This is a genomic window from Rummeliibacillus sp. GQ308, assembly GCF_059759115.1.
Genome location: NZ_JCAXDQ010000001.1, coordinates 1528439 through 1554117, shown reverse-complemented (window position 1 = coordinate 1554117; position 25679 = coordinate 1528439). Strand labels below are relative to the sequence as shown.

Sequence of the window (25679 nt, the reverse complement as noted above, 5' to 3'; positions counted from 1 at the left end):
AAGAGGAAAAAAGAACCAAAGAAATTTTTTCTTCTTTTTTAATGTCTATTTACCTTATGGTTAATAAAGGTTTTATATTCATAAGAACTATTAGAGGAAATGTAGTTCATACTTTTGATACAAATTAGTCGTAATAAAAATAACTTTTTACCTATGGAAGAAAATCAGAAAATACTTCTCAACGTCACCTCATGTTGATTTTTGTAATTTTTTAGGTTAAAGTTTGGTTAACGTTAAAAAACCAAAATGAGGTGAGGAATATGAAAAAGTTTAGATGCCCTGTATGTGGTTTTATGGGTTTAGCAAAGAAACCGTATGATAGTAACCTTAGTGGATCTGGTGAAATTTGCCAGTGCTGTGGATTTCAATTTGGTTATGATGATCAATCTAGCCAAGCAAGAAAAAGGATCCAGGAATTCCATGATAGTTATCGAATTAAATGGTTATTTGAAGGTGCAAAAGTATTTCATCCCTCAAGTTTTCCGGTTGAATATATCCAAAAAAACAGTACACGTATGACAGAGACGCAATTGATCAGACAGCTAAATACAATTGGCTTTAAACATAATGTACCGAATAAAAAGTTGATGAAGACCACCATGAATTGAAAAATAAGGATTGTATAAATAAGATTTTTAATGATTTGCTTAAATTAAAATATTTCTAAGCGAGAGTATGAAGATCCGTTCAGTGAAAACACATTGGGCGGATGTTTTTTTTTATTGGCTTTGGTTTTTAGGTCTAGCATATAGATAAATTAGGGGGTGTATTTTTATCAAAAAAGGATTGATATTGGTTTGTATTTTATTGAGCTGTATCCTTAGCAGCTGCACTACATCAAATAAGAAGGGATTACCAGGTGACCGTCCTCCGTCTGTTTTTGTAGAATTGAATGGGGAAAAGTATAGCACGACTCAAGGTTCATACTGCTGGACAAATATGTGTGTTGACAAGGTAGGACCTCCAGAATTATTACAAAATAAAAAGCCAATCAGGCTTACATCTAAGGCAATAGCCCAGATTAAGATGGATTATAAGCCACAGCCTACAGAAGTTCATTTATCTTTAATGGAAGGTAATGAGGAAAAGAAAATACAGTTAAAAGGTGACGGACAATTCAAAACCCCAACAAAAAAGGGTGTGTATTATTATGTATATAGTGTATGGTGGGATACCGATGAAAAAGGGAAACAATACCATGGAGATGCGGCTTATGTTTTTTCATTAGAGATAGAATAATGACTACGTAATAGAGAGAATAAAAAAGAGATCAGGAGAATCAACCCCCAATCTCTTTTTTATTAGCTAGCTATTTTTAAGTCCAGTATTCGCTTTCACAGTTACTTCTGCATACTTGCGAACATCTGATTTTTGACCTACTAGTGAACCAATCCAACCTGCTAAGAAACCACACGGAACTGAAATGATTGCTGGATTAGTAAGAGGGAACAATGCTGTCCCTTTTAGAATAGCCGTACCTTCTGGACTCCAAATATTAGGGCTTAATGCTACAAGAATCAATGCTACAACTAGTCCAGTTACCATCGCTGAAACAGCACCTGTTGTGTTGAATTTCTTGTAATAGATAGTGTAAATAATAACTGGCAAGTTTGCGCTTGCTGCAATACAAAATGCTAGCGATACTAAAAAAGCTACATTTAATGTTTGAGCACCTAATGCAAGAAGGATAGAAATTACCGCAACCCCTATAGAAGCATAACGTGCAGCTTTCATTTGTTCTTTTTCTGTTGCTTTGCCTTTACGAATAATTTGGCCATAAATATCATGAGCGAAAGCAGAAGCACCTGATAATACCAATCCAGCAACAACAGCTAAAATAGTCGCGAAAGCAACTGCACAAACAAATGACATTAACAAGTCTCCGCCTAATGCTTGAGCAAGAAGTGGTGCGGCCATATTTCCGGCTGCGTTGGCTGAAACGATTTTTTCAGACCCTACAAATGCAGCTGCTCCAAAACCAAGGAAAATAGTGAGGACATAAAAGATACCAACAATCCATGTTGCGCTTACAACTGAGCTCCGGGCTGTTTTTGCATCTTTTACAGTAAAGAAGCGCATTAATATGTGAGGTAAACCCGCTGTACCTAAAACCAAAGCAATCATCACAGATAATGTATCAAAGCCGTTAGTATATTTTACGCCAGCATTGAGATAAGCTTCACCATGAGATGTTGATGTTTTAACAGTTTGGAACATTTCAAGAATATTAAAATTGAATTTTAAGAGTACAAGGAATGAGATAATAACAGTACCGATCATTAAAAGAACAGCTTTAATAATTTGTACCCAACTTGTAGCGGCCATCCCGCCCCATAGAACGTAAATTGTCATCATTACGCCCACTAACAATACAGCTATCCAATAGTCTATTCCTAGCAAAAGCTGTATTAGTGCACCAGCCCCAACTAATTGTGCAATCATGTAAAATAACACAATTACTATTGTACTTATAGCAGCAGTCCCACGAACTTTCTTTTGATTAAAACGTGCAGTAATCATATCTGCCAATGTGTAGCGTCCAAGATTTCGTAAAGGTTCAGCTACAATATATAAAACAACTAAATAGGCGACCAAATAGCCAATACTATAGAAGAAACCATCAAAACCAAATAAAGCAATAGCACCTGCTATTCCTAAAAATGAAGCAGCAGATAAATAGTCACCAGCAATCGCAATGCCGTTTTGCCAACCTGTTAGGCCACCGCCGGCAGTGTAGAACTCGCTAGCTGAATTTGTTCTTTTCGATGCAATATACGTAACAATCAAAGTGAGCACTACAATTGCCACGAAGAATAAGATCCCAATAGCCCCCATTAATAGCCACCATCCTTCGCTTTTTCAATAATTTTTTCGCTGTCTTGATCAAATACATTTGCTTTTTTGACATAAAGCATACAGAGTACCCACGTCATAATAAATAATCCTAAAGAATAAATCCATACCCAGGTAATATCGCCAAAGGCTTTTCCATCCAAAATTGTTGTGAAAGAGGTTAAGATAGGCAATAGAATGTAGAGACCTAAAAATAGAATTGAAATAGATCCAATAAAACTGTTTTTCTTTTTTACAAGCGCTTTAAATTCAGAACTTTCTGAAATTGATACATACTTTTCTTCTGTCAGGCCATTCAAAACATTTGGTTCTTGCCCCAAATGATCGCTCACAACTTGTTTTTCTTCTAACGAGTGAGCTAAATTTTGACTCATACAAAATCCCCCTTTAAAAATATGAAGTTGGAAGTGCTTCCAATCCCTTGAAATAATCATATGCAAATTTGACAAAAATAGCAACATTTTTTAGAAAATTAATTATTTTTGGGAAATAAGAAAAAACCACTATTTCTAAAGAGGAAATAGTGGCTACCTATATAATAGAAGAAACTTATTCATGTACCGTTCAGCTTTGATTATTTTTTAACTGATATAACAGTATACCAATAGCAGTCATTCCTTCTGCAATAGGAAAGGCTAACCAAAGTACTTTGCCCGAAAACGCTGCAGGCAATAAATAGAGCAATGGGAGAAATAGTACAAGGGAACGCATAAGAATGATAATCATCGATAAGCGTATTTTCTTAATCGATTGATAAAATTCTGCATATAGCAAGTTATAACTAAGAAACAAATAGCCAATAAAGAAAAGATGTATGCCATGCTTTGTAAATTCAATGATAGCAGGGTCATGCACGCTAAATGCTTGGATCAACTGATCATCAAGGAGCCATCCCACAAGAATAATGAGTATACCTGCAATAATGCCAGCAAGAAGTCCCAATTTCAAGACAGCCTTGAGTCGCTCTGTTAATTTTGCTCCATAGCTAAAGCTTACAATTGGTTGTATGGCTGCACTAATACCAAAGAAAAGCATGATAAATACGGCATGTAAATAATTGATTACAGCATAAGAAGTAACGCCAATTTCACCGACGAAATGACTGAAGGCAATATTATAGCCTACGACTACAATAGCAGTAGAACCTTCTGTAATAAAGCTTGGTGAGCCAATTTTTAAAATTTCTTTCATATTACTTAAGTTAAAGTGGAATGTTTTCAAATTAAAACGTAAATGGCTATCGCTTCGTAAAAAATGCAAAAGAAGTACACATAAACCTACGACTGTTGAAAGGGCTGTTGCATATGCAGCTCCACTAACACCCATATTCATCTGAAAGATAAAGATATAGTTCAGGATGATATTTAAGACTGATGTTGTGATTAAACCAATCATAGCTAGTTTCGGATTTCCATCGTTTCGTATAAAAATGCTTAAAACATTTTCTAATACATATATGAGACCGAAAAGAAGAATGACGTGAAGATAGTCTTCAACATAGGGAAGAACTTTAGTACTTGCGCCGAATAGCAGAGCTATCTCTTTTTGTTTCCAAAGACAAATGATAACGAGAACACCAACAATGCTCACGGTCATTAATAAGCTCTGCATAAAAATGGAGCGAGCTTGCTTTATGTTATCCTTGCCCATTTCTATAGAGTAAAGAGTTGCACCTCCCATTCCAATCCATAGAGAAATGGATAACAATATAGAGAAAATAGGCACTGCTATATTGACTCCCGCTAAGGCAAGCGGTCCGACTCCGTTGCTGACAAAAATGCCATCTACAAGAATATTGACAGACATTAAAATCATACCGAGTAGTGAGGGGAATAAATACGATAAAAATAGTTTGTGAATTGGGGTTTGCGTTAATTTGATTGATGTATCACTCATAGATGCCTCCGTAAAATGGAGCACTTCCTTTCTAGATAGAACGTTTCTTTTCCTTTTCTAATATGATTTTAAAGTATATAGTTACTATATAGTCAATACGTATGCACTTAATAGAGAGGCGGAATGTTATGTCAGAACAATCACATAAATATTTTACTACTGGGGAGTTTGCTAAACTTTGCCATATATCCAAACAAACCTTATTTTATTACGATGAAATCGGTTTACTTTCACCCTATATTAAAGAGGACAATGGATATCGTTATTATACCTATTCACAGTACGAAGTTTATATAGTAATTGAACTGCTGAAAGATTTAGGTATGCCTCTTAAAGAAATTCGAAATTTTTTAAATAACAAAACGCCGATTGAAGCTATTCAATTACTTACTAGCCAATTGGACGAAATTGACAATAAAATTAGTAAGCTTCAGCATATTAGAACAATAGCCGAAACGACTATCAAAATTATCAAAGAAGCATTAGAAGTGGATTGGGATAGTATTACCATTGAAGATCTTCCTGAGAGAACATTGCTCATAAGCCAGCATCTACGTCATGCAACAAATCGTCAATACTTGAATGCTGTGACTGATTTTATTGATTTGTGCAATAAGCATGAATTATATACGGGGCATCCAATCGGAGCCATTTTAGCAGAGGAAGAAATATTGGCTGAAAACTTTGGAAATTATAGTTATCTTTATACCGAAATGCCTTCGAGTATCGAAAAGGTCTCCACAATTGTTCGGCCAGCAGGACAGTATATTATTGCCTATCATAAAGGAAACGATAAGGAAATTGCTCCATCCTATCACCGAATATTTGAATTTGTAAAAGAGCATCAATTAGTGATTAAAAATTTTGCGTATGAAGAATATATTTTAGATGAGGTTGCTGTCAATGGTGCGGAGAATTATGTGACTAAGATTATGATTCCAATTAAATAGTCCATTTATTCTCGTTTGCGCTTATAATTTCTATTTAACCTTTCATTTATTCTTAATTGTTATAATTTATCTTTCTAAGAGAAATAATTTTTATTAGTAGAATAGTTAATCATTACATTTCGACAAAGTTGAGTCTTCTAAGTAGAGGATTCGACTTTTTATTATCTTCTTTTATTAAAAAGGTTCCCAAATGTATATTTGGGAAAGTTATTTATGATAGAATAGAAGAAATTGAGGTGACGTGAGATGGATCAAAAAAAGCCAAAAATACTTAGAGATTTTTTAATTTATTTAACAGCTATTAAAGGAAAGTCAAAACGCACACGAGATGAGTATGAATACGATTTGACCTTATTTCTGCGATTTACGCTTAGCGTACAACAAGATAAATTAGAGCAAATTGATACAATTGATATACATTCAATTGATGCCTCGTTCTTAAAGGAAATAACACTCGAAGATATGTATCTTTTTTTAGAATACTGCGAGGAGAGACGAAAAAATAGCGCACACACCCGTGCAAGGAAGGTAGCGACATTGCGCTCATTCTTTAAATACTTGAAATCCAAGCGCCATATTATAGAAGAAAACCCGGCAGATGATTTGGAAACACCAAAAATAGGAAAAAAGCAGCCGATTTATCTCAGTTTAGATGAAGCGAAGACATTTATGGGCGGCATCCAGTACAGCGCACATTATGATAGAGATTATTGCATGATGACATTCTTTTTGAATTTGGGTATTCGTGTATCTGAATTATGTAATCTAAATATGGACTCTATCCATGAGCGTACACTGACTGTGAGAGGGAAAGGCGATAAAGAAAGGTCTGTTTATCTCAATGATGCATGCCTTAAAGCGCTGAAAACTTATTTAGAGCATGAAAGGAACAAAATGAAGAATGCTGATAAAAATGAGGCTTTATTTCTTTCTCAAAAAGGAACACGTTTAACAAGGCAGCGAATTGCAAAGATTGTGAAAGCAATCAATTTATCATCAGGGTTAGAAAAAAAGAAGCTGTCGCCACATAAATTACGCCACACATCTGCTACGATGATGTATAAAAGTGGAGCAGATATTAGAAGCCTGCAACAAATTCTAGGCCATTCTAACGTATCAACAACTCAAATTTATACACATGTGGAGAATAAAGAGATCCAACGAGTAATTGAAAACAATCCTCTAAACATTTTATAAATAATAATATTATGTAAACAAATAAACAGAGACTTTATATAAAGTGTTGAGGTATGGCTACCGATGCAAAAGGGTATTAAAGGTAATACTAAATCAAAAATGTACTTAAACTAATGGGTCAGTATAGTTTAAGTACAAGTGAATTAGAATATTAATTCTTTTATAAGAAGTCCAATATATTTTATTTTAAAACAATGAGGAGGCGTCAATCCAAAAGTGTGATGGACGTCTTATTCGTGTGATTAGAATTGTATTTTAAAAATCAAAGTAATCTACAATCATTTGTACGACTAAAAGAACTGTTACTAATCTAAGAAGCGGTTTTACATGTTCTGTTTTTAATTTGCGAGCTAATCTTACTCCTAACTGTGCACCAACAATGGATCCAAGCATTAATGCTATGGTAAGTGGCCATAAAATTTTACCCGTTGATATGTAAGTGATGGCTGATCCAAAACAACTTGCAAAAACCCCAACTCTTGCTAAGCCGATTGCTCGGATATAAGAGATTTTTTGGCTTGCATATAAATATAATGCAAGTGTACTGCTTCCTGGCCCAAACATTCCGTCATACATTCCTATACCAATTAGTGCAGTTCCTGATTTTTTACTTGCATGAAATTGTTCAGTTCCATCAAAATTACCTGTATTAATGAAGGAAGTTACAAAAGCAAAGCTTAATAAAATGATTGCAATAAGCGTTAGGGCACTTCCGCTTAAAAAGGAAGCAATGAGTCCACCTAAAATACCTCCTCCAAGACAAAATAGTAGGACTATTAATGCTTCTTTTGTGGAAACTTCTTTTTTCTTTAATATGACAAGAAAGCTTGAGAGTGAACTGATAGTATTGGAAACCTTGTTTGCACCAATTGCTGAATGTACGGGTAACCCCATAAGTAACATAGTAGGTAAGCTAATAAGTCCCCCTCCTCCGACCAATGTACCGACTACATTACCTATTATTCCAATTAATAAAAAGATAATAAATTCCATTAAATAACCCACTTTCAAAATTGCACCATAGATTCAGTTTACCACGTATAATCAACTTTAAAAACATGATGAATGGAACGATGAGGTAGAAGAATTTGAATTAATGATAAGTAAATGATATGAGTATAATTTTTGATATTGTTTTTTAATTCATCTAAAGGTTTTTTATTAAACCAAAATGAAAAATACTAAAAAAGCATCCATTTTGATTATCTTTTTTCAAAATGGATGCTTCTTTTTAATTTTAAACAAGTAAGGTTAAATGGTGTTTTTGTTTAACTTTTTTTCGGCTCACCATTATCTCAAAGATTGATTTAATGGATGTATTTTTATCACTCAATTCCCTAAAAAGTTTTCGGTAAAAAAGGGCCTAGATGCTTGATCAAATGCAACTCCTACACCAAGCGCGTCAAATTTATCATTTAAAATGTTTTTACGATGCCCAAGTGAATTCATTAATCCTTCGTGAGCATATACACTGCTGATTTGCCCTTCAGCTATATTTTCTCCGGCTGTCATAAAAGCAATCCCATCATTCTTCATCCGATCAAAGGGTGATCCCCCGTTTAAATCTGTATGACTGAAATATTGATGAGAAGCCATATCATCACTATGTTTTTGAGCGGTCGCTTTGACCTGAACATTCCAAGAGAGTGGAGGTAGGTCATTTTTTACGCGTGCTGCATTTGTAAGGTCAAATAATTGATATTCAAAGCCTTTTGTAAGGCGTTTACTGCTTCGAGGGTAAAAGTTTTTCTTGTTCGCCTCTAAATTTTTACTAATAATTTGTACTGCGGTTAACGTATTATTATTATGCTTATCGAAAAATACTGTCACGTAGCTCCTGTCCATTTCGTATATGTCATACTCTCCGTTATTTTGCATTTGATAAAGGACAAAGCCTTTTTTAATACCTTTTAAGGGAGTGCCAAGTTTCTTTTCGACAGAGTGTTTAGAATTACCGATTTGTATCCCCTGTTTTGAAGATACCAAATTTTGATTTGTGTATAATCCAGCCACAAGTTGATTGGAATCATAGGTAACCATAAAAAAGTTGTGATAGTTTTTATGATACGTGTACCATTTAGCGCCATATTCATTATAGGTAGAACGCTGCGCTTTTCCCATCTGTTTTTCGACGCTTTCTTTTGTGTTCCCAATTTCTATATTGTGTACAGAGAGGGCTTGATGATTAGGTATTTTTAGGTCGGGCTTTTCAACGTTCTCAAGCGTATCCTGCTTTTTTGAAGTTAATTTTAAGTCGTGTACCTTTGCTGTTATAAAATCAACACCTTCTCTGAAGGTATTTGAAACAGATGACAGATCCTTAGTATTAATTTGATCCTTTTGAATAATGAAATATACTCCGAGGAGAATCAAGCAAAAGAAGGTTATCCTTAATAATTTCACACGGAACCACTCCTAATAATTTACTTTTTTTATGCCTAGCATATTATTGATTTTATAATGCCTTAGGAATGATAGCAAAAAAGACAAGAATGATTTCTATGTACGATTTAGAATTTCATCAATCGTAATAGCGGTTCTTATACTTCTATTGAGGTAAATGCTCAGATGAAAATTGTTCAAAACTAACAGGATTTATACCAATTGTTTGTCTCCTAGAAAAAAGACATTATTCTTAGGAAAGATACAAAACGCTTCCATGACGAGTTTTGCATATCGGACGATAGTAAAGCGTCAGAACGGGTGTTAGTTTGAACATGTAGGGGTGAAACCACCCAATTTGTAAAGCGCCCTTAAATAATGGCTATAGAACGCAAAATGAAAGAAATATGATAAAATAAATTACTAGGTGACATAATGAAAAAATGATAAATAACTCTTTATGAGGTTCAGGTGATAATATTGAAATTTAAACTTAAAAGAAACAGAAGTAAATCACCAAAAGTGAAGAATAAACAGTCTCTTTCCATTGTGCAAAGTGGACAAGAAATAGTATTTGAAGGTGTTTTTGCAAATAGTGAATATAAAGTAAAAGAACTTTGGGCGAAAGCAAGATACCACGAAGATTTTATTATTAAATTAGCAGAAGTTGAACCTTCAGCCAATTTCAAATTGACGATACAACTCGATCAAATTTTAGAACAAATCAAATTTGAAGACGATAACAATCAAGATGTATTAGATTTTTATTTAAAAGTTCGCAATTCAGCAGAAAATATCTCAGAAAAAAATCGAGAACGATTTCTCGAAAATAATGCAAAATTTATTACGATTAATGATCAAGAGTACATGGAATATTTTATCCGGTTTGGACGCTTTCAAAATACACAAATAAGTGGAATGGAAATGTACAAGTTGGATAATAATTTTGGTGTATTGGGGTTGACAACTAAGGGAAACATCTCGTTTTATTACAATAATCTTATTCAGCCAAATATTAAATTACAAACAGAAAAGATTGTGATGGATGAAGATATTATACGAATCGAAGGATTAATTTTCACAAAAAATGCTAAAATTAACAGCGGACTTGGTATTTTAAGAAACCGTACCACTAATGAAGAATTGCATACAACAATGTCATTTTCAGATATTCCGGAAGCAATTAACACGCATTTTGGTTTAAATAGATACCGTTTCCAAATGACCTTCAATACTGCTTCATTAATCAATAAAGAATTAAAAGATGGTATATTGGATGCTTATATGGATTTAGATTTAGACACCTATGGATACCAAGAGATGTACCGGGCAAGGGTTGGTCGACCAACGAAAAGGGTTAAGCTCTTTATGAAAGATCTCTATGCAAAACATGGGGACTATGCAATAGTCATACGTCCATATCTCACATTTAAAGCATCCAATTTATCGTTCGAAACATGGAATTTCCCAAATCGAGACTTTGACGTCCTAGTTAATTCTATGAAAAATGCAAGACAAATTTACAAAAAAAATCAAAACCGCGATATCTGGTTGGTAGGCGAAAGAATTTATAAGGCTCAAGATACTGGCTATCGATTCTTCGAATACATGAGGAAGGAACATCCTGAAAAAGAAGTCTACTATGTAATTGAAAAAGATTCGCCTGAAGCAGCGAATGTAGAGCCACTCGGCAATGTCCTCTATTATAAATCGGTAGAGCATATTGAAAAAACGATGATGGCAACTAGAATTATCTCATCTCATCATCCTGACTATTTGTATCCAATTCGTACGAAAAAGTACAAAAATCAGGTGCAAGGGGTAAAAGTTTTCCTTCAACATGGCGTAATGGGAACTAAGAATATGGTTGCAAACTATGGCAAAAATGGTGCAGCTGCCTTTGAAACAGATTTATTCTTAGTAAGCTCTGAATTTGAAAAAGACATGATTGTGGGAGATTTCGGTTGGGCTGAAGAACAAGTAGCGGTAACAGGCTTATCTCGATTTGATTCTTTATTTGCAAAAGATGTGGCCTTAAAACGACAACTGCTTATTATTCCAACTTGGCGCGACTGGATTACTTCAGATGAGGTATTTTTGGAAAGTGCTTATTTCGAACGTTATAAAGAACTTGTGAACCACCCAGCTTTACATATGCTGGCTGAAAAATATGATTTCGAAGTGGTGTTCTGCTTACATCCTAATATGCAACATTTTACGCATTATTTTAAAGAATTTGTATCTGTCAAAGTGATTAGCCAAGGGGAGGTTGATGTCCAAAGGCTAATCAAAGAAAGTGCGATCATGATTACGGACTATTCAAGTGTAGCTTTTGACTTTAGCTTCTTACATAAGCCAATCATATATTATCAATTTGACCAAAAACGATTTTTAGGTAAACGCCCCTCCCATTTAAATATTGAAGAAGATCTGCCAGGTACCATTGCCTATGAGGTAGAGAATGTGCTGGAGGAACTTGAAGGATATGCACAAAACAATTTTACGATGGAGGATAAGTACGTAAACCGGGCTTCTAAATTTATTCAATATCGTGATCAATTTTCTAATGAACGGATTTATACGACTATTCAACAAGCGAAAAAGCATAAAGAGACTTCTGATGAGTGGAAGATGGTACAAAAATATCTACAAAGACGTTTCAGAAAAAGTAAACCTTACTTCCCGACAATGAAAAAATTGTATAAATACTTAATAAAATTCACTAAAATAGATAAGAATTTAATCCTTTTTGAAAGCGGAGTTGGAAAACAGTATTCAGACAGTCCCAAATATATTTATGAGGAAATAATAAGACGTAAATTGCCTTATAAAAAGGTATGGGTGTATGACGATATCCTGCCTGTTAAAGACCGCAATACAATTCGAATAAAAAGATTAAGCCCGCAATATTATTATTATTTGGCGAAAGCGGGATACTGGGTGAACAATCAAAACTTCCCAAGCTATTTGAATAAACGGAAAGAGACCACCTATATTCAAACTTGGCATGGTACACCATTAAAAAAAATGCAATTTGATATTGAAAACGTTCAAGGACGAGATGATGGCTATTTGGACCGAGTTTATCATGCATCACGTCAATGGAGCACTCTATTATCGCCGAGCGCTTTTGCAACAAAAGCATTCCGATCAGCTTTCCGTTATGATGGGGACATCATGGAAAGTGGTTATCCGCGTAATGATATTTTCTATCGTTCAGACGTAGGAGTAATTACCGAACGTATAAGACAAAAATTAGGTTTATCGAAAGATAAAAAAGTCATTCTTTATGCACCGACATTTAGAGATAACCAAACAACTAAGAATAACAAGTTTACCTTTGAGTTGAACTTCGACTTAGAAAAAATGAAAGAAGCATTAGGGAATGAATACATCCTGCTTCTACGCATGCATGTGGTGGTTAGTAATAATATTAATATTCCTACAGAGTACCGTGACTTTGTAATGGACGTCTCTAAATACTCTGATATTCAGGAACTATACCTAGTCAGTGATATTCTGATGACAGATTATTCATCTGTTATGTTTGATTTTGCGAATACAGGCCGCCCCATTTTGTATTACACATATGATTTGGAAGATTACCGAGATAATCTTCGCGGCTTTTATCTAGACTTTGAAGAAGAAGCGCCCGGACCATTTATAAAAACAACGGAAGAGATTATTAATACGGTGATCAATATAGATCAAGTGATGGATCAATATAAAGTGAAATATGATAAATTCTATAAAAAATTCTGCGGCTTAGAAGATGGATATGCATCTGCAAGAGTAGTCGACCGATTTTTTGATAAGTAAATAATAGGTTATACAGAAATTATCCTTTTTGTTTTCAGCAAAGAGGGTAATTTTTTCTCCATAAATAGATGTTTACTTATAGAGGTGTGTTAATAATTACTTAGAGATTTAGTGTTGGATTAATAAACCCCATATTTATACAATAATTTTATTATGTAAACTAATAAATCACTTCACATTCTATATCGTTTATTTTACTTAAAAAAGGGAATAGATAAGCTGTACAGCAAACATAACCAGAAGTGGAGTGAAAGAAATGGCTTCTGAAAAACAGAACAATCAACAAGAAGATGAGTCATTAGTAGATGAAGGAGTTACAATTGGCCAACCGGAATCTGAAACAGGCCCTAATCCGCCGGAAAGACAACCAAAAGCAATACGGACAATCGGATTCGTTGTTTTAGGAATTGTCTTAATTGTCCTTGGATATACGCTAATCTACCATTTAATGTATTAACATGACGAAGTTATTAGAAAAGATTGAACCTCTGTATAGGGGTTCAATCTTTTTGTTTTTGTTGAAGCAAAAAAATTAATATTTCCATCTGGACAAGCCTCCTTTTTAAAGGAGTTTTATGGCAGTGTAAACGTCTTGGTTCCGAATGGCGGAAAATTTTGATCAAAGCAATAGGCAAGAAAGCTATTCTTGCAGGAGGAGCAGAATTATCATTCACCGGTAAAACTGATTTAGAGTATTGTTCTATGTTAAGGCAATCTTATGTGATGATGTTGCCTTTTAGTTTGGTAAGAAACATATACTTTTAGAAGGCTACCTTCCATCAGATAAATGTGCATCTTTTCATGTTAGCATAACCTATGATAAACTATTTTAACAGAATCTTCTAAATGAGAATATACTTATTGCTCTGTGATTTAATAGCTAAGAGGGAAATACAAGAAGCAGGACCAGCGAAACATAGAAGATTTTATTCGATTTTACTATCAATCTAGTTTTAAGCGGATAACGAAAATGTGCAGTTGTATAGGATATTCCTTCCTAAATTTAATTAATTACATAGAAAAGAAGGTTATTATGAAAAAAGAAGATATAAAAAACAAAGTTCATTTTGAAAAAACAAAGAAAGAAAGCAATGATGTATTTAATCGATCTTTTATAGGTACTCCTGCCATTGGCGGAATGATAATTATGGGAATATTAATTCTCTATGTTATATATAATATGTATTTCAGTGACTAATGTTATAGTTGCATACTTGGTTTAATACCGTTAGGGTAGAATTATAAAGTGCGTAACTAGTAATGCGCAATCTCCTACTTGGTACTAGGAAAAACATATATGAAAAGTGTCCTAAAGATAATTCTTTCCTAATTACAATTGATTTTTTGCAGGTGATATCATAGCAGAACTACGATATTATTTGGAAAATATATAAATAAGAAAAGAAGAATGCCTGTCTAAAAGGAAATGCGTATGTTTCACTAATTCCAAGTAAATAATGAAACGTGAAAGAGATGTCCTTTTTTAGAACATCTCCTTCTTGCTATAGATAGAGAAAGAGGTAGAAGTGATGTTAGAACAAATTATAAACGAAGCCAAATTACATACTAAAGAAGGAAAGCCGGCATCTTATATTCCAGCCCTAGCGCACCAATCTGTAGATCAATTTGGTATATCTTTAATAGACGAATATGGAAATTATTTTGAAAGCGGAGGAACAGATACTCTTTTTACATTGCAAAGTATTTCAAAAGTAATCAATTTTATGGTTGCTTGTGAGTATCATGGTTTAGATTTTGTTCTGGATAAAGTTGATGTAGAGCCAACTGGTGACCCTTTTAATTCGATAATGCGATTAGAGAGCTCTATTCCTGGAAAGCCTTTCAATCCGATGATTAATGCAGGTGCTATTACAATCGCTTCCATGTTACCCGGGAAAAAGCCTGAGGAACGTGTTGCACATGTTGCAGACTTTTTAGGCCGGACTACTGGCAGTATTCATAAAGTAAATGAAGAAATATATAGTTCCGAAATTGAAACAAGCCACCGAAATCGTGCAATTGCTTACTATCTAAAGGCAAATAATTATTTACTTGATGATGTAGAAAAAGCGCTAGAGACCTATATCTACTTATGCTCATTGGAAGTGACAACTAGAGATCTAGCAAAAATAGGATTAATGCTAGCAGGAAACGGTATTTATCCAATAACAAAAGAAGAAATAATCACTCGCCAAACTGCTAAAGTCACTAAAGCATTAATGACAACTTGTGGACTGTATAATGCTTCAGGCAAGTATGCTGCTTCTATTGGAATTCCAATGAAAAGCGGTGTATCTGGCGGAGTCTTATGTTCAGTACCCGATGGAAAAGTGGAGCAACTTAAAGGGAAAATAGGGATTGGTGTTTTTAGTCCTGGAATTGATGAGATAGGGAATAGTGTAGCAGGGATGAAATGTATTGAAAAACTTTCAAAGACATATGATTTGAGTATTTTTTAAATAACCCCATGAGGAAATCATGTAGCAGGTCGATATCCATTGACCGTTATGAGGCGTTGAATTATAACAGTTTCAGTGGTATTGGAGTCATGGAATAGCAATTCTCATGGTATACATACTATGTCTTTCTAGTATTTACTGTACTGCTAAATTGCTTGATCTTAGACCTATTTAAGTTTTAGTGAATAAAATGCTGAATTTTTAAAATATTATGTTATAATTGAACTCTATTAATAGAAAGGTGTGATTGATATGAAATGTGCTAACTTCTATAAACAAATTTGTATGGATAAGGTGAACTGCGAGTAATTCAACATTCAATTAGAATGCTCGCAAATTTTTAAATTACTGGAGGAGCATTCATGTTAAATAAAAAAGGTTTTGATCTGTGGGCAGACCATTATGATGGAACAGTACAAGTAAGTGAGGAAAATAACTTGTATCCGTTTGCAGGCTACAAAGAGATTCTAAATGGCATTTATAATGAAGTGATGCAAAAAGAGAATTCAAAAGTGCTAGATATCGGTTTTGGAACAGGCACTCTGACAAATAAATTGTATGTGAATGGTCATCAAATAAATGGCATTGATTTTTCAACCGAAATGCTTTCTATTGCCCAAGTTAAGATGCCTAAAGCAAACCTCATGGAATGGGATATATCGAAAGGCTTGCCCGCTGAAATCTTAACAAACCAGTACGATTATATTATTAGTACGTATACGCTGCACCATTTGACAGATGAAGAAAAGGTAACATTCATCAATAGTTTGCTACCTCTTTTAAAAAAAGGTGGTAAAGTTTTAATTGGTGATATTGCCTTTGAAACGAGAGAGCAATTGGAGAAATGTCGCCAAGAAAGCTTAGCTTATTGGGATCCTGATGAATATTATTTTGTATATGAGGAATTAAAACATTCCTTTAAAAATCTCTTTGAATTTTATCCGATTTCTCATTGTGGAGGCATTTTTATCCTCTCAAACTAAATGGGTTTAAAGATAAATGTTATAAAGATCCGATTTATTTTCCTTTTCGCTTTGTTTCAGCTATAATATAGGCATAGATGCATATATTAAAAATACCGTTAGTGCGGGTACACTAACGGTATAACAATAGCAGGCTCCATCAAAGGGGTCAGCTAGTAGAGGAAATAATCCACCGAGCTGCTAACTCAAGGGTGGATTATTTTTTTTGGTTAAATGACAGCATTGCAACAATTAAGCTAGAAAAAGCTACAGCAAACATAAGCGCTTCGAAAACTGTCATACGGCACCACCCCCTTTCTAACGGGGAGTGAGCCGACCACCCTTGAGAAATCCTATACTATTGTCTCTCTATTATAACATTATTTGTCCTCTAAACTTTCATTTTTCACTTTAAAAAAGTAAAATAGTAAGGAATTCTATTGATATAAAAGGGGAGTTTCTATGAATGATCCGCGTTTTAAGATTGCTCACCGAGAAGCAGTAATTGGGGTCTTGCTCGTGCTCATCAATTTTGCAATATGGTTTGGCTTTGCCTATGGGCTTGGATCAGCGGACCCGAAAGAATATACATATGTTTTCGGTTTTCCGGCTTGGTTTTTCTATAGTTGCATTGCAGGAACAATCTTTATGATTTTACTAATTATTTTTGTCATCAAGGTATTTTTCAGAGATATGCTTTTTGACGATGAAGGCGGTGATAAGTCATGATGCACTGGCAGGTAATTTTCCCGCTCTTTATTTTTCTGGTTATCATCTTTTTAATAGGTATATGGGCAAATAAACATGTAATGAATTCGAATTCTTTCTTGCAGGAATATTTCTTAGGCGGGAGAGATATGGGTGGTTTCTTACTGGCGATGACCATGATGGCTACTTACGGTAGTGCTTCTAGTTTTATAGGTGGTCCAGGTGTCGCTTATAATACCGGTCTTGGATGGGTATTACTTTCAATGGCTCAACTGCCTGCAGGCTACTTTGTATTGATGATTTTAGGGAAAAAGTTTGCTATTATCGCAAGGAAATACAAAGCGATTACGCTGATTGACTTTTTGCGTGAACGCTACCAAAGCAATTTTGTTGTAGTGGTATCTGCATTAAGTATTATTATCTTTTTATTTTCTTCTATGGCGGCCCAATGGGTGGGTGGTGCACGGCTTATTGAATCGTTGACTGGCTTGCATTATACAACTGCACTCTTTATTTTTGCCGCTGTGGTTCTCGTATACGTCATTATCGGAGGTTTCCGTGCTGTGGCATTGACAGATGCTGTCCAAGGGTCTGTCATGCTGGTTGGTAGTATCATTTTACTTGTAGGAACGATTATAGCAGGCGGTGGTGTTTCTAATATCATGCATGATTTAGTTGCTGAAAATCCGAAATTGGTATCACCATTCGGTGCAGATAACAGTCTTACCCCCCTATATGTTTCAACATTTTGGATTTTAATTGGGATTGGTGTTATCGGTTTACCACAGATTGCTGTTCGGGCTATGTCATATCGTGATACAAAAAGCATGCATGCGGCAATCATCATTGGAACTATTGCTCTTGGTACTGTTATGTTCGGTATGCACTTAACAGGCGTTTTAGCTCGTCCAGTCCTACCTGGCATTGAAATAGGTGATAAAGTAATGCCTCTTTTAACATTAAAAGTTCTTCCGCCATATTTAGCAGGTATCGTGCTGGCTGCGCCAATGGCAGCGATCATGTCGACGGTCAATGCATTGCTTATGCTTGTGAGCTCAACAATTGTAAAAGATATATATCTGAATTTTATTAAACCAAAGGCGACTGATCCTGAAATTAAAAGAATCAGTTTCCTAGTAACAGCTGTCATCGGGGTTGCTGTTATATTTGTTGCGTTAAAGCCTCCAAGTTTACTGGTATGGCTAAACTTATTCTCATTCGGTGGTTTAGAAGCTGTCTTTGTATGGCCAGTTGTATTCGGACTATATTGGAAGACGGGAAATAAATACGGTGCTATAGCCTCTATGATTGTCGGTTTAATAAGTTACATTACGCTTTACGAGATTACACTGAAGAAAAATATTCCAGACATATTGGGCATGCATCCTGTTACATTGCCAATTTTGTTTGCTTTGATTACCTATGTCGTCATTAGTATATTCACACGTCATAAAGTGAATCAAAAACAGCATATCATTTAATATTTTGCCAAGCTTCTTCTTAGAAGCTTGGTTTTTTTGTGGAAATAGGTTCTAAATTCTCTTGAAACGGGCATAGTATAATATACTTTTAATTTTTTTAGTATAATTACAGCATCCGAATGGAGAGGATACATATGAAATTTAAACAAAAATTGTTATCAGCTGCTTGTGCCACTGGCTGCTGTTTCTTAATACAAACAGCTACTACCCAAGCAAAAGAAACGTCAACACATCTACAGGATGTACTTATTTCTTATAAAGATTACCAAGGTAAACAGTATGCGGAACAACATGTAGAGCATGTAGAGAAACGGTTAGGCGACATGAAAATGGTTAGAGCTAATATAAATGCAAAACAATATCGTCTATTAAAAAATAATCCCCATATAGAATGGGTCAAAACCAGTACAGATAAGATGCACATTGCTTCCACTTCAACCATTAAATCAGTAGCGCCGAATTACAAACCAAAATGGAATATGAATTATGTCAAAGCACCTACCTACTGGAAAAAGGGATATCTCGGAAAAGGTGTTAAAGTGGCCATTATTGATACTGGAGTAAATGAAGTAGAGGGATTAGGAAATGTGGTTAAGCGCATATCCTTTGCGAAAGATAACCCAGCAACAAAAGATATAGATGAATCAGACCCATATGACCGTGGAAATTATGGGGATGGACATGGAACAAGCGTAGCGGCTATTCTTGGTTCACAGCTCGATAAAAAAACACAAAGTTCTAGTCATCTGAATGTAGCAGGAGTTGCTCCTAATATACGAATCTATTCTTTAAAATATGCAGACGGAACATCCAATGGACAAATCGGCGATATGATTGAAGCTATTCAATGGTCCATAAAGCACCATATGCAGATTATTAATATTTCATCTAGTATCTATACAGACCATCCAGGCCTAAAAAAGGCAATTAACCAAGCTGCTAAAAAAGGAATTATTATTGTAGCATCCGCCGGTAATGATGGCCCGCACGATGCTCCTACCTATCCGGCTCGTTATGAAAATGTGATAGGGGTTGCATCTATTGGTAAAGATAAAAAAAGCAGTCCTTTCTCAAACAGAGGTGCTTCAGTGGACTTCGCGGCACCAGGCGATGATGTCGCAACGTTGAACGTGGTTGGAGAAAAAATTGTCACATCAGGCACCTCATTTGCTGCACCTCATGTGACGGGACTCGTGGCACTTTTAATAGAAAGATATCCAAATAGCTCATCAACCACTATTATCAGCAAATTAAAGAAAAGCGCATTGGATTTAGGAGCAAAAGGGAAAGACAGCAAATATGGTTATGGATTGGCACAATTGCCGAAAATTCCAACAAAAAAGTAAGACCTCGTAAGCCTTAAATATTACCACTATTTAGAAAAATATTGGTATAATATTGTTAAAGGCCCAAAAGGAGGTTCCTTTATGAAAGAAAAGAATTTTCAACAAACAGTGGGCTTTAGTGTGAAAGACACATTGGCACTTTATTGGCTCTATGCCACACAAACTAAAGCAAAATATTCAGTTGAAATCCATCAAGAATTTGAAAATGAGTTCCCTGGTCGCAAAGTAGGGTATGAATATGTAGCTCGTATTGCTAAAAGGCTCGAAGCAGAAGGGGCTTTGTCATCAAGGCAAGAACATAAAAAAATTCTTTATAGTATTACAGAGCTTGGTCGAAAACGTTTAACACGTTATAACGAATTATATTACGGACGTTTCCATGAAATTGTTTTAGTCCTAGATCGCTTTTATTATGAATTAACCCGAAATGGCGAAAAGCCTCCAAAGCCAGCTCATCCATTACCTGAAGAATTTCGAAGCTACTTTTCAAAGCTGATTTCGGTGAAAGATGCTGTACGTTATTTAGCCTTAAAGTTAAGCCAAACACGTTCGAGTTTTTATATGGCGGAGGTAGGTCAGCAATTAGAAGACCTCTTTGGCTGGTGTCCTTCCAATGGATACCTCTACCAAATTGCCTGGGAACTAGAAGAAAAGGGATACTTGGTTGGTTCTTGGCCAGATGAGAAGCGAACAGTACGCAACCTAAGGAGTACAGATGAAGGGGCATCATTTTACAAAACGATCGCTATGAATTTGCAAGAACGTATTACAACTATTAGAAGATATCTGCATTATATGTTGAAATTCTTCACTGACCTGAAAGTAGAACAGCTTTAATAGAGACCTCTTTAGAGAAATCTAGAGAGGTTTTTATATTGTTTCAAATAATTATATTATGTAAGCTAATCTAGAAAAAATGAAGCTATCATTTTAAAGACAGCCACATTCATTCCTAACTAAAAATATAAATGTCCCACATCGAGACTACCAAGTCGATCCCACTTAATCCATGCAAGAGCTAATTCCTTACCAATTTGAATATAAAAAGTAGATTCTTGCTCAGTATATTCACTTTCTGTGCGGTTATAAATAGATAAAATTTCTTGCAGATCTTGCCCTTTTAAATGAGCTGTGTAGATTTCTTTATAAGCCAATAGCTCAGGTTCCTGACTTAGTGCTGCTTCATCGAAATCTGCTATGGCATGTGCTAAGTGGCGGAGTGTATTTGTATCGTAATAGAGTATAAACGCTCCTTTTACCGGTAAATCTTTTACCAATGATTCTGGGAGTGAATCGTACATTTTTTGCGTTTCCTCATTAAGGCCAAAATGCTCAATCTTTGCTATTTCAATATGTAATGCAGATAAATACGCTGCAACAGCTAACTTATTCTGCTCCATTAAATAGGCAACTTTTCCAATGCCTCGGTATAAGTCGCTGTTTGAAGGATGTTCTTTGATGGCTGCTGTATACATATTCAATGCCTGATCGTATTGACCCTCGTTTCGCAACTTTAACGCATGCTCTACCATCTTCTCAACATTGCCCAATTTCATCAACCTTTCCTTATGTAGATAGCTTCATTATAAAGGTTGGAGTAAGAATAGGGAATGGCAAAGAAGTTCAATTACTAATAGAGGTTAATTTAGAGGAGATATTTACTAATATGTTGAATTAGATTTCGTATTAATACTCCTAAAGAGAGGTTTAAACATGTATAAAATAATTCAAGTTGACAAAATAGAAGCTCAGTATTTAAATCAAAGAATAATTGAAGGCCTACAAAAGATGAATGGGCGAATTAACTCTAATAATTACGAAGAGCTCTTTGTAGCGTTAAAAGACTCAAGTATTGAAGGTATTGGTATTAGTTGGACTAACTCAAACCATCCCACTGCAAAATATATAGATTTCTGTTTTGCTATTCCTATACCTCAGCTTATGGAAAGATTATTGAAATATACAGCACCGCATAATAAAGTTATACTTTCATGTTGGGAAGATGAGATAGATAAAATTGGAATCGCAAAGGAATCTGGTTTTTCAGTTTTTAGGAAAACTTATATGGAAAGGTATTCAATCAAGTATATTATGAATAGACTACAAGCCACTCCAATACCGCATACAGGTTATTCATTACGAGAAGTATTGAAAGACGCCCGATTAACTGTAGATTTATTTCGTTTATTGAAACATAATTACGAACAAACACATTTGGCTAATGAGGCAAAGGATGTTTCATGGGAGCTTTGGCGAGAAAAACTTTTAAACGATAATCCAGATCTTGATTTAAGTTATATTATTGTGAACGATAATCAAATATCAGCTTATATGTTCTTACATAAAACGGAAGATTATCATTATGAAGTTGGTTGGATGGGAAAACGAAGGCATGTTGATATTTTGCCTGGATTATTGAAGAAACAATTAATAGATCTAGAAGCAGAAGGGATTCAAACCGTAGAATTTGAAATTGATACCACTGATTATTTCGCCTATGAATTTTGTGAAATACTCGATTTAAAATACAAGAAAAGTTGGGATTCTTTTTTATGGAAAACTAATAGATGAAGTTATAAAAAGAACATTTGTTCCATGTACTATAAAAGAGCATTTTTATTAAAAAAATGCTCTTTTAATATTTAAATAACAATAATATTATCATTTTAAACTATTATCCAATGTCCAATTTGGCAAAAATAATCTCCAAAGAACAAATGTTCTCGTTTGATTGGTGGCAATATATTAAGTTTTTTGTAACATGTCAATAAAATTCTCTGCTGCCTGCGATAAGCTATGATCCTTGAGCCATATTAATCCAACTGATCCTGTTAACTCTGGAGTATGTGATATTCGGTAAGCATTAACCGGATATCCGTCATATCTTTCAAGAAGGGTTTCTGGAACAATAGAGGCTGCAAAGTCAGATGCGATGAGATCCATCAACAAACTAATATCTGAACATTCACCAACAATATGCGGCTGTAGCTTCGCGCGAGAAAAAGCTTCTACAATTAAGTAGTGTACACCTAATCCCTCTGTACTTGGAAATAGAAGATGATATTGTTCTATTTCAACAAGTGATACTTCTTGATCTGTTAAAGTTTGCTTCTTGGATGTGATGAAATAAAATGGCTCATTACATAAATGAAGTACAGAAAAACCGTCCAGATTTAGGGGCAATCGAATAATAGCTAGCTCCACCACCCTGTCTCTGACTAACTGACAAAGGTGGGACGATTCATTCTGTTGAATTTTATATGTAATCTTTGGGAACTGGTTCTGAAATTGTTCCAGCAGCTTGGGCAACCCACTAACAGAAAATGTGTTAACACCTATAGTAAGCCTTCCATTTACCCCCTCACCTACTTCTTTTACCTCGGTTTTGTTTTCCTCCATTAATTGAGTTATTTGCAAAGCATTTTTATATAATGCTTTTCCTGCCTCAGTCATTTCTAAAAATTTCCCGCTTCTCTCGAATAATTTTGAGCCCAGCTCATCTTCCATTGCTTTCAATTGCTGGCTTAATGGGGGTTGAGACATATGAAGCCTTTTAGCAGCAGCAGAAATTTTCCTTTCCTCTACCATGGCAATAAAATAGCGCAATTGTCTTATATCAATCAATGATATTCCCTCCTTGTAGTTAAATGATATATGAAAAACATAAGTAAAACTAATTTTATTAATATTTTTCATATATTTAAGCGCGTGATAACATATTTATATCGGCGAAGGCACTCCTAAAACAGAATCATTACTGCCGTTAATGGTTAGACAATTTAAGATGAGGTGAATTCAAATGGATTTTGTACAACGAACAATCGATTTAGCGCGTGAAAATGTGGAAGCAGGTGGACGCCCATTCGCTACAGTAATAGTTCGAGACGGTGAGATTATTGCTGAGAGTCCAAACTTAGTGGCGCAAACGAATGATCCGACTGCACATGCTGAAATAGTCGCTATTAGAGAAGCGTGTAAAAAGCTGCAAACTGAACATTTAACAGATTGTGATATTTACATCCTAACTACACCATGTCCTATGTGTTTAGGTGCAATGTATTATTGCAGCCCTAGAAAAGTAATCTATATAACGACTCGTGAGGATTACGCTCCATATTATAAGGATGATCGCAAGTACTTTGAATTGGAAACATTTTATGATGAATATAGTAAACCTATTGAAGAACGCCGATTACCTATGTTTCAACAGGCGAATGAAGATAGTATTAAAGTGTATCAACGTTGGAACGAGTTAAACTCATAATAAAGGGTGAAAGGATCGGTGTCTGTGAATTCTACTTATTGGTTAACAAATACACGTCTAGAGACAAGTTATCTAGTCAATGAAGGTAAGGTAACAGGAACAAATTCAGAAAATTTCAATTTATTGATTAAAGATAAGAAAATAACAAAGATAATTGCTGCTTCTGAAGAGATCACAGATAATCTACCGCAAAAAGATGCGAAACAACTACTTGCTCTACCTTCTTTTATTGAAAAACATTGTCATTTGGACAAAACCTTACTTGGCGACCGTTGGCGACCTGTGAGATCAGTTCGAAATATTTTTGAACGTTTGGAAATTGAAAAAGAAGTTCTTCCTTCTCTAGAGACTACTACACAAGAACGCGCAGAAATGTTGCTTAAAAAATATGTGGAATTTGGCATTACTCATGTGCGTACACATGTAGATATCTATCCTGAGGTAGGTTTAAAGAATTTAGAAAATGTCCAAAAGGCATTACGGAAATTTGAGGGGAAATTAACATATGAAATTGTAGCCTTTCCTCAGCATGGACTGCTACGTACAGATTCAAGAGACTTAATTAGAGAAGCATTAAAAAACGGAGCGAGTTTTGTAGGTGGTGTTGACCCGGCTACAGTGGATGGGGATATAGATACTTCCCTAAAAGCCATGGTGGAGTTAGCCGTAGATGGTAACGCTGGAATCGACTTACATTTGCATGACCCAGATCACTTGGGGATTTACACAATGAAAAAACTAGCTCAGTTAACAAAAGAAGCAGGTTTGCAAGGGAAAGTAGCGATTAGCCATGCGTTTGGTCTCGGAGATATTCCGATATCACAAGCAGAAGAAATGGCCGGATTACTAGCTGATGCCGGAATCACCATTATCTCTAGTGTACCGATTGATCGCAAATTCCCTCCGATGGGCTTATTGCGCGAGCATGGCGTACCGGTTGCAGTAGGGTGTGATAACATTTTTGATGTTTGGTCACCTTTCGGCAATGGAGATATATTAGAACGGGTTGGACGTTTGGCTGAGATTTCTCATTGGGTGGATGAACGTTCACTTTCACAAGCACTTTATTATATTACGGGCGGTAAGACACCTTTGAATCAAGAAGGTAAACAAGTATGGCCGATGGTTGGCGATGAGGCAAATCTTGTTTTGGTCGAAGCATCGTGTTCTGCAGAAGCTGTCGCTCGCAGATCTAAACGAGTAGCTACGTTTTTTAATGGTGAAATGACTTCAGGTTCACTCGAAGCATACTAAGAGCATAAGGGGTGTAATGTTCTAAGTTTGTTAAGGATTTTTTTGTCTATGAATACTTGGCAACATACAAGTATTCATAGGCAAACTTTTATTTATTTTTAACCGGAA

General features: G+C 35.2%; 23 protein-coding genes. 16 read left to right on the top strand and 7 right to left on the bottom strand.

The genetic code is table 11. From position 1 onward, the window contains the following. Positions 1-260 precede the first annotated feature (260 nt). Positions 261-608: a hypothetical protein gene (locus AC6CHJ_RS07680; protein WP_066787322.1), complete on the top strand. Its 348-nt coding sequence runs from the start codon at positions 261-263 to the stop codon at positions 606-608. A 184-nt stretch (positions 609-792) separates the two neighbouring features. Further along, the gene (locus AC6CHJ_RS07675) at positions 793-1239 is read left to right on the top strand and encodes a hypothetical protein (protein WP_249774303.1); all 447 of its coding nucleotides are present in this window, start codon (positions 793-795) and stop codon (positions 1237-1239) included. Positions 1240-1305: 66 nt separating this feature from the next. On the opposite strand, the gene AC6CHJ_RS07670 is transcribed toward AC6CHJ_RS07675, so the two are convergent. The 3 genes from AC6CHJ_RS07670 to AC6CHJ_RS07660 form a co-directional block, all read right to left on the bottom strand. After that, positions 1306-2835 carry a solute symporter family protein gene (locus AC6CHJ_RS07670; protein ID WP_147193407.1) on the bottom strand — a complete coding sequence of 510 codons (1530 nt, stop codon included), beginning with the start codon at positions 2833-2835 and terminating at the stop codon, positions 1306-1308. Then, complete coding sequence (locus AC6CHJ_RS07665; protein WP_147193408.1) at positions 2835-3227, bottom strand: DUF485 domain-containing protein; 393 nt, start codon at positions 3225-3227, stop codon at positions 2835-2837. Before AC6CHJ_RS07665 ends, AC6CHJ_RS07670 begins: the two co-directional genes overlap by 1 nt. Positions 3228-3417: 190 nt before the next feature. Continuing rightward, positions 3418-4749, bottom strand: a complete 1332-nt coding sequence (locus AC6CHJ_RS07660; protein ID WP_498287932.1) for an MATE family efflux transporter — start codon at positions 4747-4749, stop codon at positions 3418-3420. 128 nt (positions 4750-4877) lie between these two features. On the opposite strand from AC6CHJ_RS07660, the gene AC6CHJ_RS07655 reads away from it, so the two are divergent. Both AC6CHJ_RS07655 and AC6CHJ_RS07650 read left to right on the top strand, forming a co-directional pair. Continuing rightward, positions 4878-5699 (top strand): MerR family transcriptional regulator, encoded by an 822-nt coding sequence (locus AC6CHJ_RS07655; protein ID WP_498287930.1) that lies wholly within the window; start codon positions 4878-4880, stop codon positions 5697-5699. 246 nt (positions 5700-5945) lie between these two features. After that, positions 5946-6896 carry a tyrosine recombinase XerC gene (locus tag AC6CHJ_RS07650; protein WP_498287928.1) on the top strand — a complete coding sequence of 317 codons (951 nt, stop codon included), beginning with the start codon at positions 5946-5948 and terminating at the stop codon, positions 6894-6896. 255 nt (positions 6897-7151) lie between these two features. Here AC6CHJ_RS07650 and AC6CHJ_RS07645 read toward each other — a convergent pair whose 3' ends face one another. Both AC6CHJ_RS07645 and AC6CHJ_RS07640 read right to left on the bottom strand, forming a co-directional pair. Continuing rightward, positions 7152-7889, bottom strand: coding sequence for a sulfite exporter TauE/SafE family protein (locus AC6CHJ_RS07645; protein ID WP_498287926.1), 738 nt, complete (start codon positions 7887-7889; stop codon positions 7152-7154). 336 nt (positions 7890-8225) lie between these two features. Then, a complete protein-coding gene (locus tag AC6CHJ_RS07640; protein WP_392993855.1) occupies positions 8226-9299 on the bottom strand; it encodes a CAP domain-containing protein in 1074 nt (357 codons plus the stop codon). 459 nt (positions 9300-9758) lie between these two features. Here AC6CHJ_RS07640 and AC6CHJ_RS07635 point away from each other — a divergent pair, with 459 nt between their 5' ends. The 9 genes from AC6CHJ_RS07635 to AC6CHJ_RS07595 all read left to right on the top strand — a co-directional run bounded on the left by AC6CHJ_RS07635 (position 9759) and on the right by AC6CHJ_RS07595 (position 20890). Next, complete coding sequence (locus tag AC6CHJ_RS07635) at positions 9759-13097, top strand: CDP-glycerol glycerophosphotransferase family protein (protein WP_392993856.1); 3339 nt, start codon at positions 9759-9761, stop codon at positions 13095-13097. 256 nt (positions 13098-13353) lie between these two features. Next, positions 13354-13554 (top strand): hypothetical protein, encoded by a 201-nt coding sequence (locus AC6CHJ_RS07630; protein ID WP_066787299.1) that lies wholly within the window; start codon positions 13354-13356, stop codon positions 13552-13554. A gap of 576 nt (positions 13555-14130) precedes the next feature. Beyond that, a complete protein-coding gene (locus AC6CHJ_RS07625) occupies positions 14131-14295 on the top strand; it encodes a hypothetical protein (RefSeq protein ID WP_249774295.1) in 165 nt (54 codons plus the stop codon). Between the two features lie 331 nt (positions 14296-14626). Beyond that, entirely contained in the window at positions 14627-15556 is a 930-nt protein-coding gene (glsA, locus tag AC6CHJ_RS07620) for a glutaminase A (RefSeq protein ID WP_392993859.1), read from the top strand. 362 nt (positions 15557-15918) lie between these two features. After that, a complete protein-coding gene (locus AC6CHJ_RS07615) occupies positions 15919-16539 on the top strand; it encodes a class I SAM-dependent methyltransferase (RefSeq protein ID WP_147193415.1) in 621 nt (206 codons plus the stop codon). 441 nt (positions 16540-16980) lie between these two features. Next, on the top strand, positions 16981-17247 hold the full coding sequence (locus tag AC6CHJ_RS07610) for a YhdT family protein (RefSeq protein WP_147193416.1): 267 nt from the start codon (positions 16981-16983) through the stop codon (positions 17245-17247). Then, complete coding sequence (gene panF / locus AC6CHJ_RS07605) at positions 17247-18707, top strand: sodium/pantothenate symporter (protein ID WP_392995622.1); 1461 nt, start codon at positions 17247-17249, stop codon at positions 18705-18707. The genes AC6CHJ_RS07610 and panF overlap by 1 nt, the downstream gene beginning before the upstream one ends. A 134-nt stretch (positions 18708-18841) precedes the next feature. After that, positions 18842-20053, top strand: coding sequence for a S8 family peptidase (locus AC6CHJ_RS07600; protein WP_392993863.1), 1212 nt, complete (start codon positions 18842-18844; stop codon positions 20051-20053). A gap of 81 nt (positions 20054-20134) precedes the next feature. Then, positions 20135-20890, top strand: a complete 756-nt coding sequence (locus AC6CHJ_RS07595) for a hypothetical protein (protein ID WP_392993866.1) — start codon at positions 20135-20137, stop codon at positions 20888-20890. Positions 20891-21009: 119 nt separating this feature from the next. On the opposite strand, the gene AC6CHJ_RS07590 is transcribed toward AC6CHJ_RS07595, so the two are convergent. After that, the gene (locus tag AC6CHJ_RS07590) at positions 21010-21609 is read right to left on the bottom strand and encodes a tetratricopeptide repeat protein (protein ID WP_498287923.1); all 600 of its coding nucleotides are present in this window, start codon (positions 21607-21609) and stop codon (positions 21010-21012) included. A gap of 157 nt (positions 21610-21766) precedes the next feature. On the opposite strand from AC6CHJ_RS07590, the gene AC6CHJ_RS07585 reads away from it, so the two are divergent. Beyond that, positions 21767-22624: a hypothetical protein gene (locus AC6CHJ_RS07585; RefSeq protein ID WP_498287921.1), complete on the top strand. Its 858-nt coding sequence runs from the start codon at positions 21767-21769 to the stop codon at positions 22622-22624. A gap of 174 nt (positions 22625-22798) precedes the next feature. On the opposite strand, the gene AC6CHJ_RS07580 is transcribed toward AC6CHJ_RS07585, so the two are convergent. Then, positions 22799-23674 carry a LysR family transcriptional regulator gene (locus tag AC6CHJ_RS07580; protein WP_498288530.1) on the bottom strand — a complete coding sequence of 292 codons (876 nt, stop codon included), beginning with the start codon at positions 23672-23674 and terminating at the stop codon, positions 22799-22801. Between the two features lie 178 nt (positions 23675-23852). Between AC6CHJ_RS07580 and AC6CHJ_RS07575 the strand changes: the two genes are divergently transcribed. Next, entirely contained in the window at positions 23853-24317 is a 465-nt protein-coding gene (locus tag AC6CHJ_RS07575) for a nucleoside deaminase (RefSeq protein WP_392993870.1), read from the top strand. A 24-nt stretch (positions 24318-24341) separates the two neighbouring features. Next, positions 24342-25571 carry an amidohydrolase gene (locus tag AC6CHJ_RS07570; protein WP_498288528.1) on the top strand — a complete coding sequence of 410 codons (1230 nt, stop codon included), beginning with the start codon at positions 24342-24344 and terminating at the stop codon, positions 25569-25571. Positions 25572-25679: the final 108 nt, after the last annotated feature.

Excerpts from the sequence above, each read along its gene's own strand:
- AC6CHJ_RS07680 (WP_066787322.1), top strand. The coding sequence starts at position 261 with ATGAAAAAGTTTAGATGCCCTGTATGTGGTTTTATGGGTTTAGCAAAG.
- AC6CHJ_RS07670 (WP_147193407.1), bottom strand. The coding sequence starts at position 2,835 with ATGGGGGCTATTGGGATCTTATTCTTCGTGGCAATTGTAGTGCTCACT.
- AC6CHJ_RS07665 (WP_147193408.1), bottom strand. The coding sequence starts at position 3,227 with ATGAGTCAAAATTTAGCTCACTCGTTAGAAGAAAAACAAGTTGTGAGC.
- AC6CHJ_RS07660 (WP_498287932.1), bottom strand. The coding sequence starts at position 4,749 with ATGAGTGATACATCAATCAAATTAACGCAAACCCCAATTCACAAACTA.
- AC6CHJ_RS07655 (WP_498287930.1), top strand. The coding sequence starts at position 4,878 with ATGTCAGAACAATCACATAAATATTTTACTACTGGGGAGTTTGCTAAA.
- AC6CHJ_RS07650 (WP_498287928.1), top strand. The coding sequence starts at position 5,946 with ATGGATCAAAAAAAGCCAAAAATACTTAGAGATTTTTTAATTTATTTA.
- AC6CHJ_RS07645 (WP_498287926.1), bottom strand. The coding sequence starts at position 7,889 with ATGGAATTTATTATCTTTTTATTAATTGGAATAATAGGTAATGTAGTC.
- AC6CHJ_RS07630 (WP_066787299.1), top strand. The coding sequence starts at position 13,354 with ATGGCTTCTGAAAAACAGAACAATCAACAAGAAGATGAGTCATTAGTA.
- AC6CHJ_RS07625 (WP_249774295.1), top strand. The coding sequence starts at position 14,131 with ATGAAAAAAGAAGATATAAAAAACAAAGTTCATTTTGAAAAAACAAAG.
- glsA (WP_392993859.1), top strand. The coding sequence starts at position 14,627 with ATGTTAGAACAAATTATAAACGAAGCCAAATTACATACTAAAGAAGGA.
- AC6CHJ_RS07615 (WP_147193415.1), top strand. The coding sequence starts at position 15,919 with ATGTTAAATAAAAAAGGTTTTGATCTGTGGGCAGACCATTATGATGGA.
- AC6CHJ_RS07610 (WP_147193416.1), top strand. The coding sequence starts at position 16,981 with ATGAATGATCCGCGTTTTAAGATTGCTCACCGAGAAGCAGTAATTGGG.
- panF (WP_392995622.1), top strand. The coding sequence starts at position 17,247 with ATGCACTGGCAGGTAATTTTCCCGCTCTTTATTTTTCTGGTTATCATC.
- AC6CHJ_RS07600 (WP_392993863.1), top strand. The coding sequence starts at position 18,842 with ATGAAATTTAAACAAAAATTGTTATCAGCTGCTTGTGCCACTGGCTGC.
- AC6CHJ_RS07595 (WP_392993866.1), top strand. The coding sequence starts at position 20,135 with ATGAAAGAAAAGAATTTTCAACAAACAGTGGGCTTTAGTGTGAAAGAC.
- AC6CHJ_RS07590 (WP_498287923.1), bottom strand. The coding sequence starts at position 21,609 with ATGAAATTGGGCAATGTTGAGAAGATGGTAGAGCATGCGTTAAAGTTG.
- AC6CHJ_RS07585 (WP_498287921.1), top strand. The coding sequence starts at position 21,767 with ATGTATAAAATAATTCAAGTTGACAAAATAGAAGCTCAGTATTTAAAT.
- AC6CHJ_RS07575 (WP_392993870.1), top strand. The coding sequence starts at position 23,853 with ATGGATTTTGTACAACGAACAATCGATTTAGCGCGTGAAAATGTGGAA.